Annotated in this window: 11 protein-coding genes; 7 read left to right on the top strand and 4 right to left on the bottom strand. The window is 56.9% G+C overall.

Annotated elements, in window-relative coordinates; all coding sequences use genetic code 11:
• Window positions 1-113: 113 nt before the first annotated feature.
• Window positions 114-857 carry an IclR family transcriptional regulator gene (locus RRH01S_RS13605; protein ID WP_012650454.1) on the bottom strand — a complete coding sequence of 248 codons (744 nt, stop codon included), beginning with the start codon at window positions 855-857 and terminating at the stop codon, window positions 114-116.
• Window positions 858-1,166: 309 nt separating this feature from the next.
• Between RRH01S_RS13605 and RRH01S_RS13600 the strand changes: the two genes are divergently transcribed.
• Window positions 1,167-1,706, top strand: coding sequence for a DUF982 domain-containing protein (locus tag RRH01S_RS13600; RefSeq protein WP_012650452.1), 540 nt, complete (start codon window positions 1,167-1,169; stop codon window positions 1,704-1,706).
• A 753-nt stretch (window positions 1,707-2,459) separates the two neighbouring features.
• Here the strand turns inward: RRH01S_RS13600 and RRH01S_RS13590 are convergent.
• Window positions 2,460-2,870, bottom strand: coding sequence for a BTB/POZ domain-containing protein (locus RRH01S_RS13590; protein WP_007697907.1), 411 nt, complete (start codon window positions 2,868-2,870; stop codon window positions 2,460-2,462).
• 502 nt (window positions 2,871-3,372) lie between these two features.
• Here RRH01S_RS13590 and RRH01S_RS13585 point away from each other — a divergent pair.
• The 5 genes from RRH01S_RS13585 to RRH01S_RS13565 all read left to right on the top strand — a co-directional run bounded on the left by RRH01S_RS13585 (window position 3,373) and on the right by RRH01S_RS13565 (window position 9,567).
• Complete coding sequence (locus tag RRH01S_RS13585; protein WP_042472067.1) at window positions 3,373-4,065, top strand: outer membrane protein; 693 nt, start codon at window positions 3,373-3,375, stop codon at window positions 4,063-4,065.
• A 38-nt stretch (window positions 4,066-4,103) separates the two neighbouring features.
• Window positions 4,104-5,294, top strand: a complete 1,191-nt coding sequence (locus RRH01S_RS13580) for a Hint domain-containing protein (protein WP_012650450.1) — start codon at window positions 4,104-4,106, stop codon at window positions 5,292-5,294.
• A gap of 154 nt (window positions 5,295-5,448) precedes the next feature.
• Window positions 5,449-7,767, top strand: coding sequence for a glycosyltransferase family 4 protein (locus RRH01S_RS13575; RefSeq protein WP_012650449.1), 2,319 nt, complete (start codon window positions 5,449-5,451; stop codon window positions 7,765-7,767).
• 10 nt (window positions 7,768-7,777) lie between these two features.
• The gene (locus RRH01S_RS13570; RefSeq protein WP_234711691.1) at window positions 7,778-8,725 is read left to right on the top strand and encodes a hypothetical protein; all 948 of its coding nucleotides are present in this window, start codon (window positions 7,778-7,780) and stop codon (window positions 8,723-8,725) included.
• Window positions 8,722-9,567, top strand: coding sequence for a tetratricopeptide repeat protein (locus RRH01S_RS13565; RefSeq protein WP_012650447.1), 846 nt, complete (start codon window positions 8,722-8,724; stop codon window positions 9,565-9,567). Before RRH01S_RS13570 ends, RRH01S_RS13565 begins: the two co-directional genes overlap by 4 nt.
• A 35-nt stretch (window positions 9,568-9,602) precedes the next feature.
• Here the strand turns inward: RRH01S_RS13565 and RRH01S_RS13560 are convergent, their stop codons facing one another.
• Entirely contained in the window at window positions 9,603-10,814 is a 1,212-nt protein-coding gene (locus RRH01S_RS13560; RefSeq protein WP_012650446.1) for a KpsE/RkpR family capsule polysaccharide export protein, read from the bottom strand.
• Between the two features lie 164 nt (window positions 10,815-10,978).
• Between RRH01S_RS13560 and RRH01S_RS13555 the strand changes: the two genes are divergently transcribed.
• Window positions 10,979-11,788 carry an ABC transporter permease gene (locus RRH01S_RS13555; protein ID WP_012650445.1) on the top strand — a complete coding sequence of 270 codons (810 nt, stop codon included), beginning with the start codon at window positions 10,979-10,981 and terminating at the stop codon, window positions 11,786-11,788.
• A 28-nt stretch (window positions 11,789-11,816) separates the two neighbouring features.
• Here RRH01S_RS13555 and RRH01S_RS13550 read toward each other — a convergent pair whose 3' ends face one another.
• Window positions 11,817-12,911: a DUF6270 domain-containing protein gene (locus tag RRH01S_RS13550; protein ID WP_037220128.1), complete on the bottom strand. Its 1,095-nt coding sequence runs from the start codon at window positions 12,909-12,911 to the stop codon at window positions 11,817-11,819.
• Window positions 12,912-12,941 lie beyond the last annotated feature (30 nt).

Genomic DNA, 12,941 nt, shown 5'->3' with positions numbered 1-12,941 from the left:
CCATTCGGGTGCGCCACCCCCCGATCGTTCAACGATCGTCTTTGATACCGTTCCGAGCTTTTAAAGCGTCCCCATATGCTTCGAGCGTCCATAGTCGATGGTCGAAGGCAGGGTCAGATAGCATTTCCCCGCCGCGTCAGTTCCGACTTCATATGATCGAGAAGATTGCCGATCATCTGTTTGAGTTCATCCGCTGCCATGCTTTCGGGATAGGAGATGGCGACGCCGATGATCTCGCCGCTTTCGGGATCGCGCAACGCGATGCCCTGAGAAGAGACGCCGTGCTGTGTTTCGTTGGAGGCGGAAGAACGCCCTGTCGTTCGGATTCTCTGTATGCGTTCCAGAAGGGCGTCATGGTCGAGTGGACTGTTCGGCGAAACGAAGGGCAGGGGATCCGGTACACGGTGGCGCCACTCCCGGTCGCTCAGCAATGCCAGCATGGCGCGACCGCTTGATGTCGCGTGCAACGGCACACGGTGGCCAGGCACCGCCGCGATCGCTAGAGGGCTGGAGCCGCGAACGATCCTGAGAGCAACCATCTGTGTGCCGTCGAATACGGAGATGTACCCCGTGTGCCCGCCAATTCTGCAAATGTCTTCCAGCCGCTTTTGGACGGTTTCCAGGAAGTTGTGATTGGAGCGGCAGATCTGTCCAAGTTCGAAGAGCCGGAGGCCGGGAGAATAGAGCCTGCGTGTCGGTTCGAACTCCAGGATTCCGCTCTCGCGTAAGCTGCGCATGACACGGGAGATCGTTGCCTTCGGGCGTCCAACTCTCCGCGTCAGTTCGGCCTGCGTCATTGCCGGTTCTTCCAGCGAGAAGCAAGCCAGAATAGAGACCGCATCCTCAAGGGAACTCATTTCAATACTCTTCAACGGCGTTAATTTATAGTTCCACTATTGGAACTCGATGTCAAATATGAGACTGGCGCTGGACTTCACAACCAGAAACACGTATAAATATGACAATCTGGAGATAAGCCTAACAATTCGGCACATACCAATCGATGACTTTTATTGGTATTATGTCTGTCAAGAAATGCCGGCTGGCCCTAATTGGGCCATGGGAATTGTTTTAGTGCGACTGGACTTATTACGAAGCACTGTATCGCGGCTGTGCAGGTCCGCTAGCAAGGCGGGTTTGATACGCAATTGTTAGGAAATATTGGCATGTGGCAGAATAATAAGAGCCTTCGCGCCGACATCGATCACGGCGGCACTTTTACAGATTCCATCCCAGTCGACATCTCCCAATCCGCAGCCCATATGCAACTATGTCTGGCGACAACAAAGGACCCCTTGCTTGGTGGCTCCGGAGAGTTTGTCGAGGACGTAAGAATTACAACCTCCGGCCGTAGTGACGTTGCTCGTGATACGGGGAGTGAACGAAAGATAGAGAAGATCGGCCGGGTTACCGCCAAACGTTTTCGAGAAATGCTCGAAAACGGCAACGATCCGGCAAATGCCAGTCTTCCAGGTTTTGCGCCAGTCCAAATTGAGATCCGCAGCAGTGGCGGATATTATGTCGTAGATACCGTCGGAAAAGCCGTCGAATATCTCACAGACCACTGGCACGATCTTAAGGGGGAAGCCTTCGAAGCGGCGCTTCAGGCCTGCATCGATGGGATCAATCATCGGGTTTCGCCGGAAGAGGTCCGCCAAGCCTTTATCAAGGCCGTCAACGAGGCAGGCATTCGCATCATCCTCTGACATTTCGGAATTCCGCCGGTCCCTGACGGGTCGCGCAGATAGCCAATGCCGTCACATTCACCAGTCGCCCGATATGCATCTGCGCAAGTATGGCGTGGGCACAGTCGTCTTTACTGGAGGTGGAGGTCCGACCATCGCTCCGAGCCATTAGCCGGACCTCCCGCCATCGCAATTTGGCGGTTGCGACAGCGGTCCAGATGTGTACCGCTTATGGCGGACAGTCCATGCGGGAAACGACAGCAAAAGTCTGATTGCGCACGGTGGATCAAATCCGTGCCGGGATGAAAGGTCGGATGCGCGCGGCCGGCACCGAGGAACAGCTTATCCGTCTTATCCGATATCCCGTCGAGCCGGGCTTATGCGATTGCCGATCTGTATCGACATTCGCGCCACGGACCGGCTTTTCGGTCGGATCATCCGCAAACGGAAAAACCGTGAAGTTCAGCGAGCTTGTTCGTTGGAAGGTGCGGCTGGCTGAGTGAGCGAGGGGAGGCTCAACGACCCAATTGAGTGGTCCGCCCCGTTGAGCCTCCAGCTGCCACGAATCTCAATCTGCAGCAGCAAGACAAACCTGACGATTGCTGCAAAACCGGTCTATTTGAAAAGCGACAGAACGAGCCCAATGACGCCAGTACTTGGGGTCAGGACAAGAGCAGTTCAGAATCCTGCGCTAAGTTCGGACGAGTTGTGAACATCGTACGGCCCGGAAGAATCTTCCGGCAGTTCGCAAAGGGCTGTCCGGCCCTGTACTCCTCACCATGGCAGGTATGCCAGTTCGTCGGAACGTCGGAATCGCATCTCCTCGGCTACGAGGTACGCGAACAAGGGGCCATGAAAGCCCTCTATCGTGAAACGAAATACGTCACCGCCGTTGTTGTCGAAGAAGCGCTTGCGCGTATCGTCCGGGAGTGTCTCGGGCGAGGACCTAGAGAAGACCTCCGAGCCGGTATCGGACTTCCAGCTGATCGGACAGTCGATGAAGCCCACACCAATGAACTCGATCTGCAGCTGATAGCCGTAACTCATGTCCAGCGTGCCCCTGACCACCGCATGGGTTTCATCGAGGCTCACGAGATAAAAGTCCATCCACGGGTGTTCCATAATGGCCGCGTTCAACGCCTGCTCACCAGTTTCGTATTGGGCCTTGTCATCAGGAAGGTTCATTCAGCACTCGGCGATGGTCAGCAGTAAAGCTATCACGAAAGGCAGGGGTTTTTACGGACATCAAGTGGTTCTCAGACCCATCTGCTTGGCAAGTTGCGGATGATCGTCGCGGACCCGCATGATGGTCTGCCGACTGGTCGCAAATTTTCTGTACTCGGGCTTATAACTGCAGGCAACCGATCTGGTGATGAATTCTGTGTCGGTCGAAGACCTAAGCCTGCTTTGTGTTGCGAGGACACCGCTTGGCGGCCCTTCAGAATCGGCAACGTCATATCAGCGATATCGCATCTGCGAAGGACGTCGCGCGTCGTCAGCTCTAAACCGATGGTCTGCGATATTTTTCAATACGGATTACGACATGCTTATACACGTAAAGCTTCCATATTGGAAATATATATGAGTACCTTCGTATTTACACATATAATCAAGTCTATATTATGGCTGCGACGTCAACTTGCTGAAGTTGCATGTTATTCCTGAAATTGCCTGAGGAGAATCTAGAATGCATAAGGTGCTTGGATCTGCTGCTTTCCTTTTCGCGTTTGGTATGGCGAGTGCGGCTTACACCGCGGACCTCTCGGTCTCAACCCCGCCAGCCGCACCGATAGAGCAGCCGGTATTTACCTGGACAGGCTTCTATGTCGGCTTGAATGGCGGCGGCGCTTTCGGTGGCGATGACAAATTCGGTTTGCACTCCGGCGATACGTTTCTTGGCAAATTCGGCAAGTTCGAAGGCTCCGGTTTCTTCGGTGGCGGCCAGATCGGCTACAATTATCAAGTGGATCCGAACTGGGTGATCGGTCTCGAAGCCGATTTCCAGGGCGCCAATATTCATGACTCGGTTACCAACGATGGAGCGCATGGCTCCTCGAAAATCAATTGGTTCGGCACGCTCCGTCCGCGTGTCGGCTATGCCTATGACAACACCTTGTTCTACGGCACCGGCGGTCTTGCCTATGGGCATATCGACTACAAGGGATCGCTGGATGGCGTCGGCAGCTTCAGCGAAGACAAAACCAAAGCCGGTTGGGTACTCGGCGCCGGCGTGGAACACGCCTTCACGGATAATGTGACCGCGAAGCTGGAGTACCAGTATGTGGACTTTGGAAGCTTTACAGCGGGGGGAGACGCTCTTTCAAGCAAAGCAACTGCCGACTTCCACAGCATTCGCGTGGGGGTGAATTACAAGTTCTGACAAGTGGCTCGTCTTAGTATCAGAGAGAGGACAGTAACATGGCTTTGATTAACATTGGTCTACTCAATAACGGTACAACTACCATTGACAGCAGTAATGCTGGCACCAGTGCTGACACAATTTCGCTGGGACTTGTCTCCAACGGCACGGTGATTGTCGATGGCGTCGATGTTACCATCAGTAACATTGTTGGCGGAGGTATACTCTCCAACACGGTGGTTCAGGCCATCAACGGTGCAAATGTAACGTTTACCGGTGGTCTTGCGGGGGTAGGGGCCGGCTCGACCTTTGTATACCAGCCCGGAGCGAACTCCAGCATCGAAGTCCAAACAGGCTTGCTCAATGTCGGTCTGCTGAACGGCGTTACCGTCGACTTCGCCAATGCCAACGGCACCGGTACCTTCATTTATAATAGCGGCGGCATCAATTTGAACCTTTCGACGCCGCCGAATGTCATCAATGTTCAGACCGGTGACAAGATCGAGGTCGTCGGAACGACCGCTGTCTCGCAATCGGGCAACACGATCACCTTCACGACGCCGGGCCTCCTGGGTATCCCTACCACAGTCGCTTCTTACACGATCCCCGCTGGTGTTACATACACCTACGACGACGCGTCGGATACGCTGACCTTCACAAGCTGCTTCCTGCGCGGCACTCTCATCAGAACGCCGGAAGGAGACTTGCCGGTCGAGGATCTGCGGGTCGGCGACTTGGTGGTCACCCATAAGGGCGTGGCGGAAATCAGGTGGGTTGGTCGTCGCAGGCTTGATCCGAAGGCAATCGACAAGCCGCGCGATACGCTGCCGGTCCGCATGAAGGCAGGCTCGATCGCGGAGAATGTTCCGGAACGTGACCTGCTGATTTCTCCGGATCATTGCATGTTCATGGAGGAGTCGCTCATTCCGGCGAAGTTCCTCGTTAACGGAACGACGATCACCCAGGAAACGGTGCTTGAGCCGTTCGAATATTACCACATCGAGTTGGAGCAACACAGCATCATCCTCGCGGAAGGCGCACAGACCGAGACCTATCTCGATCTCGGCGGGCGTTTGTCCTTCCTTGAGCCTGGCGTTCTGCGGTTCGGCTCGTATGCCGGTACACGGAACTGGAACGACTGGTGCTATCCGCCGGTCTACGCCGGTGCGGTGCTCGAAAAAGCCCGTCACGTCCTCAGCACCCGTGCGCAGGAACTGGGTTACGTCGTCGAAGACGCCAAGGCTTCCTAAGCCGATTGAACCACAGGGCGGACGGCTTCGGCCGTCCGCCTCAAAAAAGAACCGGGAGGCGGTGGTTCCAGTATTCAATCCTTCGTCTGTAACGAAGCCTTGTTAGTACGGCATCCCGCCTGTTTCCTTTGTAGCAGGGGCTTGGGAGTGGTGAATGCGTTATGAAGGTGTCGTGTCGCCCTATTCGCTCGATGCTGGGGGCATCGACGAAAAATCGTTGATTGAAAAATTTTCCGGCAAAACCGTTTTTTTTGACGGTGTGTTCAAGGGCGACTATAGCCTTGCGATCGTCAATCGCCATCTGGCCCGCGCGCTAATCGATCTCGGTGTCAATCTCATATGCCATACGGCTGAAGAGGATTGGCAGACCGACGCCCGCCTCGTTGCCGCGCCGGATATCATGCGCCACATGCGCGAGGATTATCCAGCCAACGAGCGCTTCGACATTCATCTCAGAAACACATGGCCGCCGAAGACCCACGACATGATCGGGCAGGTCAATGCCTATGTCGGATTTGCGTGGGAAGAGCTTGAATTTCCACAATATCTGGTAGACAGGTTCAATCAGGATCTCGATCTCATCATGGTGACCGCGAACTTTGTTCGCGACGCCTTCCAGCGCTCCGGCGTGACAATTCCGATCGAGGTCATCGGCAATGGCTGTGATCATGCATCGATCCCCAGCGGCAATACGATCTCGCCCTTGCCGGAAAACGGGCGCAAACGGATCCTCCATGTCTCTTCCTGCTTCCCGCGCAAGGGCATCGATGTCCTGATCGACGCATATCTGCGCAGCTTCCGGTCAGACGATGCGGTGGAGCTGGTGATCAAGACCTTTCCAAACCCGGACAGCATATTGGCGTCGGTGCTGGCGGAAAAACGCGGGCAGCTTTCCGACGCGCCTCCGATCGTCGTCGTCGACCAATATTATGACGATGAACAGCTTCTAGCTCTTTATCGCTCCGCCGCCATGGTGGTGGCGCCCAGCCGCGGCGAGGGTTTCGCTCTACCCCTGGCCGAAGCCATGCGGCTCGATGTGCCGGTGGTGACGACAGCTTACAGCGGGCAACTCGACTTTTGCCGTTCCGACACCGCCTGGCTGGTCGATTACCATATGTCGGCGTCCCGAGCTCATGTGGCAGGCTCCTTCAGCCTTTGGGCCGAACCGTCCGTGGAACATCTGGGCGTACAGATGCGTGCGGTGCTGGATCACCCCGGCGAGGCCCGGGCCCGCAGCGAACAGGCACAAAAGCTGCTCGCAGCGCATTTCACCTGGCATGCCGTGGCGCGCCGTGTCCTTGCCGCCTTGGCCAGGCCGCCCCGTGTCGCTGCCGAAGCCAAGCTCGATTGGACCATCGATCTGATCTCCTCATGGGAGCAGCAGTGCGGCATTGCCACCTATTCACAGCACCTCTATTCGCAACCTGCCTTTTCGGAGAAGATTGATCATATCTTTGCCCGGCGGATCATGAACGACGCTTTGCCGGAGCAATCGCCGGAAGAGACGGATGCGGCATCGCAAAGCCTGTCTCGGCTCTGGGGTTACGACCTCGCCTCGCTAAAGCGTTTTGCCGCCAGACTCGAACACGGACGGGCGGATGTGCTGTGGATGCAGCATCATCCGGGTCATTTCTCCACGCCCGACATGGAAATGCTTGCCCAAGTACTGCCGTCAACAAGACATCGGTTGCGGGCCCTCACGATGCACAGCGTGAAGGAGGCTCTTCGTGGCGGCCCGTTGCGATGGACGAAAGCCTTCGATGTCGTTTTCGTGCACTCGGCGGAAGACGCAGCAACCCTGTCGGCGGCCGGACATTCGAATGCGATCGTCATTCCGCATGGCGTCCTTGTCGAACCGGAGAATGCGCCCAAGCCTGATCCATCGCAATTCACCATCGGCTCTTTCGGCTTTTTGATGCCGCACAAGAATATCGATCGTCTCGTGCTCGCTTTCGCGGAGGCTCGAACCTACGATCCAAGATTACGGCTGAAACTCCTGAACTGCATGGTTCTGAATGATGAGTCGCGCGCCGCGCGGGCCGCCATCGAGAACCTGATCGAATATCTGGATCTGTCGGAACATGTAACCGCGCGCTTCGATTTCGTGCCCGAGGAGGAGTTGCGTCGCGAACTTATGACCTGCGACCTGCTTTCCTTCCTTTACGGTCACTCGACGGAGACGGCGACAGGGGCCGCGCGCATTGCAATGAGCGTGAATCGCCCGCTGCTATGTTCCCGCTCGCCGGTTCTGCGCGACATGTGGCCGATCAGCCATGTGGTCAAAAGCACGGAAATCGAATGCATTGCCGAGGCGCTCCTCAGTCTCGCCCAAAACCCGCTATTGCTGAAAATGCACGATAACGAACGCATTCAGGCGGCTCATTGGTATTCCTATCCGCGCACTGCTGCGCGGCACGTCATAGCGATCGAACAAATGTTAGGGGGCAATATTGACCGTCGCCGAGTTGCATAGAAAACAGCCCGTGGATGTCGTTCCGAAGGACATATTCACCTTGCCGGCAGAATCCTTTGTCGATGCCTGGGCAGCGGCATTGGATCTGACGGAGATCGATCTGACTCAGGATGACAGGCTCGCCCTGGCAAACGCCATTCGCGGTGGAACCAACCGGTTGCGCGTCGTCGACGCGATCAAGGCGCGACGCCCCATCCCGCAGGCGCTCAGCGAACGATCCGGCGTTCAAGCGATCCGGCGTGAGCCGGACCACTATGCCATCCTGGAAAACTTCACCCGCTTCGCACCGGGCGACGATCCGACGTTCCTCCGCTATGCTTTCTCGCGGATTTGCGGCCGCGATCCGACATCGGCAGAACGACTTGGACTGGAGTTCGACCTTAGACGCGACGTGACTACCCGGACAGCGGTCGTGAAGAAGATCGTTGCCATTGCGCGCCGGGATGGTCAGACGGCTTTCTGGGACACCCTGCTGCCCGGAAGCGAAAGCGAGGTTCAAGCAGACTCCGATCCGTCCAATGCCCGCGTCTCACCGGCGAGTCTGCTCGTCGATATGGAGGGCCAAGCCACGGCTGTCTTTGTGCGCGAAGTCGAGAATGTCGGCTGGATGATTGCCCCCGACCATCTGTGCCAACCACTGCAGATCAACGAAGGGAACTGGAAAGTTCAGCCCGGTTGGCTGCTGACTGGCCCCAAGCGCAGTTTTGCAGAGGGAACCTGGCTGCTCGATCTCGACCTGATCCAGCCGCCGAACGCCAGGCTGGATGTTGAAATCGTCGCAAACTCGGGCCTGGACTTTCTTCAAAGCATAACATTGACCGGCTCGTTTTCTGGAACCTTGTGCATCGCCATCCGGCGCGACCATCGCTTCGTCGAATTGCGCATACGCGTCCATGAGCGCAGCCCGGAAGATTCCTGGCTGCGTCCTCGCAACATTTCCATGCGGCAGGTACCATGAGACGAGAGCTTCGCATCGCATCCACATTTCTGCGCGCCGGCCACGCGGCAGATGACAAGGCAGAGGCCGGGACATCAGTCAATCCATTGGCGGAGGCTGATATCGCCCGCGACCGGCACGACTGGGCAAACGCGGCATTCCACTATCACGAGGCGCTGCAGCGGAACCCGACGCGGATAGACCTATTCGTTCAGCTCGGCCATGCCTACAAGGAACTCGGGGACTTTGATGCTGCACTGGAAGCCTATCGCCGATTCCTCGACAAGGAGCCGCACGATGCCGACATTCATCTGCAGCTCGGCCATCTCCACAACCGGATGAACGATCCGGAAACGGCGCTCGAATGGTATAGTCGCGCGAGCGCCCTGGCTCCAAATGATCCCGAAATCGCGCGGCATGTCGATACGGCAGGTCTGCGACTGTCTCGTTCCGGTATAGAGCGCAGACGCCAGAAGGCTCTGGATCTTGTGCAATCGGGGCAATGGCAGCAGGCGCGCGAGCAGTTGCGGAGCCTGGTCACGGTCGACGGGGAGGTCGATCTGATCGCCGTCTATGCGAATGTGACCAAGGAGGCCGGTGATTTCGAGCACGCGCTACAGCTTTATGAAGCGTATCGCGAGTATGCGAAGACCAACCAGCCGACCGCGCTAAGCGACGTCGAGATCCAGCTCGGGCACCTCAACAAGGCCAAGCGTGACATAGGCGCTGCCTTGCAACACTATATTCGTGCTCGTGATGCCGAATTTCGCCTGTATGGTCACGTTGCCCCCAATTCCATCTGCGAGCGCGAAATCCGTTCGTGCATGGGAGAAATCTATACCTGCTTCTGGCAGGCGGACTGACATGGCCGGCCTCGGCCGGCCATGTTGCATCATGCTCAGCCGCTGTCGTGATCCCGGATCGCGGTCAGCAGGAGCCAGCCGAGCAAGTAGGCGAGGCTTGTGGTCAGGAACACGATCAGAATGTTCTTGAGGGCCAGCGGCAACTCGGCCTCATCAGGCAGATGCGGCGGGACCACCACTTCCAGATAGAGTTGCTGTCGGCGCGCGTCGGCTCTTGCCGCTTCGAGTGCATCGAGAGCTGTGACCATGGCCTTGTTGGCGAATTCCCGCATCAGGACCAGGCTCTCATAATCCGCGATTTTAGGAGCAAGGGAGCTATCATTGCCGACCATCTTGCCGCGCTCTGTTTCGATCTGTTTTTCGAGCGCTGCGATCTGGCTCGTCACGAACGGCACAGCGTTGCTGTCCGGCGCTGTCTTGCGCATCTCGGCGAGGCGGGCTCGCGCGTTGGCCAACTGGACGGAGAGTTGACCGATGAGTTCGACCATGGAGGTGGAGCTGGCATTCGGGTCGATCATCAGCTCCTTGTTGCGGAAGATCGTGATGTTTTTCTGCGCGTCGATAACCTGCTGCTCCGCCTCCTTCACTTCATTATCGGCGAAGCGGACGGCGTCACCCCGCGCACGATCGTTCATGCGCAGCAGCAGCTTGCCGCCAAGCGCGAGCAGAGTGTTGTTCAAGTCGTAGGCGTCGTGCGCGTGAAAGGCGGTGGTGCGCAACACCGTAATGCCGGTCGTATCATTGTGGATGACTTCGACGCGATCCGAGTAATACTGATAGAGTTCCTCCTCACTATTGTTCTCCCAGAAGCGTGGATAACGCATCAGCCAGTCGGCCTGCGGACTTCCGAAGATTGCGCGCACGGGCATTTCCTGCCCAAGTTCTTTCAGGGCTTCGCGCGAGCGTATGTATTCCTGAACGGAGAAAGTGTCGTCCTGCGAGCGTGTTATGCCGCTGTTCTGCAGCAGGTTGCCGAAGGCGCTGGAGGATGGCGGTGCAGCCATACGCACGACAAACGAAGCTTCCGACACGAAGATCGGCGCCGCAAAGAAGGCGTAGTAGACGCTGACGGCCAGCGTGGGAATGAGGACGACAAGCAGGAATATATACTGCCGCTTGGACCTCTTTCGACGTTTGCTGGCTTTCGCCGGCCTGAAAGCCGGAGACGGAGCCCTGTAATCGAATGGCTGCGGGCGTTGCTTCTCGTCAGGCAGCTTGTCCTTAGCCTCGGAGGTTATGAGAACCATGGCAGCACCTTTCCAATTGATTGTTTGCGGACATATCGAGACATCCGCGCGTCACGTACCGTAATTGTCCAAAGCTGACGCAAAGAACATTGAGCGGGGAGCCTTCGCCGGTATCGTGGGACGACCCATCGACAACGCATGGGCGAGGAAAAGGAGACGCCCGCATGGACCCGACATATGGTGAAGCTCACAGTCGCGGGCAGTTCATCAGAGGATTGAAAATTCAGGCCCGTGTTCTCGGCGCCATGATCATGCGTGAAGTGGTGTCCCGCTACGGTCGCGAAAACATCGGCTTTCTCTGGCTGATGCTGGAACCGATGATCCTCACGGGTGGTGTGATGATCATGTGGACGCTCTTGAGGCACGAGGCGCATGGACTTGCGGTCGTCGCCTTCGTTCTCAGCGGCTACATGCCGTTGACCCTCTGGCGTCATGTGACGGGTCATGCCGTCTCGTGTCTGCGCCAGAACCTGCCATTGATGTATCACCGCCAGATCCGCCTGCCGGATGCCCTTCTTTCCAGGGGGCTTCTGGAAATCGCGGGCACAACGACGGCGCTGGTCGTTGTCTATACCGTGGTTCGGCTGGCTGGGTTCATGCCACCCTACGAGAACCTCGGATTGCTCCTGGCGGGTTGGCTGTTCATGGCGTGGTTTGCATTTGCCGTCGGGTTGATTTTCGCTGCCGCATCGGAAAGATTCGAGTTCGTGGAAAAGTTCGTCCAGCCGATGCAATATCTTACGCTGCCGATTTCCGGCATGTTTTTCATGGTCGCCTGGCTGCCGAGTGGGGTGCAGAAGCTTGCACTCTATGTTCCGCTCGTCCATTGCTTCGAGATGTTTCGCGCCGGCGTGTTCGGCGATACCGTGAAATCCTTTTATGATGTCGGCTACATTTTCAAATGCTGCCTGTTCACCACCGCCGTTGGCCTCTTTCTCGTCAACTGGGCGCGCCATCATGTGAAGTTCGAATAGAACGTCGTTGGTCACATGCCCGATGGCTTCACTGCTTGGCATAGTATTTTACCTGGTTCTGGAACTCGAACGAACGTAGCAGCGTGTCTCGCAGCTCCTTGCGATTGGCGAGGGCGTAGTGATTGAGGAAGGTCAGGGCCGATTCCGGCTCACGCCCCAGGATCCAGCGAAAAGCTGCGACGACGTCGTGCGATTCGATAGGCTCGACAAAATGGCTGGGAGCGGGGCTTTGGATTTTCGCAAACAGGTAGGGCAGTGCGCCGTGCAGGATATCGAGACCGAACCTTTGCAGGTCCGGCTTCGATAAGGCGGTTTTGGAGAAGGCGTCCATCAAACCGGAATAGTTGGTGAGCGTCGACACCAGGTCGCACGAACGCCCCAGCCCGCTAAAGCCACCATTGGCGTGATAGATTTCAGCTGTCTCCATCCAGACTTCCGCCGCGTAATGCATCGGCGCTGGTCCATAAAGCGCGGCGTCGTCGGAGTAGAGCGGGACCGGCGGCGTCAGGACGCGGCTGTTCTTGATCCGCGCCAGGCAGAAGTCGATCAGCATGCGGCAGATCGGATAACGCATCTGCCACCGGCAGAAATCCGTCATGTAGGTGTTGCTGTCGGTCAGTGTCCCGCGGTAGTCGGCCGTGGGCGGGACGTCGAGAAAGATGACCTCCGTCTCCGGCAGTTCGGCGGTCAGGAAGTCGCAGAATTTCTGCATTGCGCCGGTCACGAGCGTCCAGAATTCACGACTGCCAAAAGGCATGATCTTGAAAAGGCTGAACGCTTCGAGTTGTTGATGAGGGCCGGCTTCGAGCAGTTCGTAGGGAACTGTCAGAACGCTATTTTTGTAACGCATGATCGAGGCCCGCGATGCGCGGGAAAAATCCACGATAAGCGTTTGCGGAGCGGCCTCCTTCAGCCTGTCGCGAAAGCCCTTCTTTGCCTCGTACAGCAGCTTCTTCTTGATTTGCTCAGGCCATTCCTCAATGCCCTTGATGCTGGCTTTCCTGTCATCCATGAAGCTGGCAACGTTTATTCCGTAGCAGAAGAAACCAAGCCTGCTTTCCGGAAAGGCATATTTTACAAATTCCTCGCTGGGACATGAGCCATAATAGGCGATGACGCTCATGCGATTGACCCGTTCATTGTATTTCCCCCA

This window comes from Rhizobium rhizogenes NBRC 13257 (assembly GCF_000696095.1).
Classification (GTDB): Bacteria; Pseudomonadota; Alphaproteobacteria; order Rhizobiales; family Rhizobiaceae; genus Rhizobium; species Rhizobium rhizogenes.
The sequence above is the reverse complement of the archived record's forward strand: the minus strand, read 5'-3'. Positions and strand labels throughout refer to the sequence as shown.

What these genes read in the sequence shown, in the direction of transcription:
- RRH01S_RS13605 (WP_012650454.1), bottom strand. Translation starts at nt 857, where the DNA reads ATGAGTTCCCTTGAGGATGCGGTCTCTATTCTGGCTTGCTTCTCGCTG.
- RRH01S_RS13585 (WP_042472067.1), top strand. Translation starts at nt 3,373, where the DNA reads ATGCATAAGGTGCTTGGATCTGCTGCTTTCCTTTTCGCGTTTGGTATG.
- RRH01S_RS13575 (WP_012650449.1), top strand. Translation starts at nt 5,449, where the DNA reads ATGCGTTATGAAGGTGTCGTGTCGCCCTATTCGCTCGATGCTGGGGGC.
- RRH01S_RS13590 (WP_007697907.1), bottom strand. Translation starts at nt 2,870, where the DNA reads ATGAACCTTCCTGATGACAAGGCCCAATACGAAACTGGTGAGCAGGCG.
- RRH01S_RS13555 (WP_012650445.1), top strand. Translation starts at nt 10,979, where the DNA reads ATGGACCCGACATATGGTGAAGCTCACAGTCGCGGGCAGTTCATCAGA.
- RRH01S_RS13600 (WP_012650452.1), top strand. Translation starts at nt 1,167, where the DNA reads ATGTGGCAGAATAATAAGAGCCTTCGCGCCGACATCGATCACGGCGGC.
- RRH01S_RS13580 (WP_012650450.1), top strand. Translation starts at nt 4,104, where the DNA reads ATGGCTTTGATTAACATTGGTCTACTCAATAACGGTACAACTACCATT.
- RRH01S_RS13550 (WP_037220128.1), bottom strand. Translation starts at nt 12,911, where the DNA reads ATGAGCGTCATCGCCTATTATGGCTCATGTCCCAGCGAGGAATTTGTA.
- RRH01S_RS13565 (WP_012650447.1), top strand. Translation starts at nt 8,722, where the DNA reads ATGAGACGAGAGCTTCGCATCGCATCCACATTTCTGCGCGCCGGCCAC.
- RRH01S_RS13560 (WP_012650446.1), bottom strand. Translation starts at nt 10,814, where the DNA reads ATGGTTCTCATAACCTCCGAGGCTAAGGACAAGCTGCCTGACGAGAAG.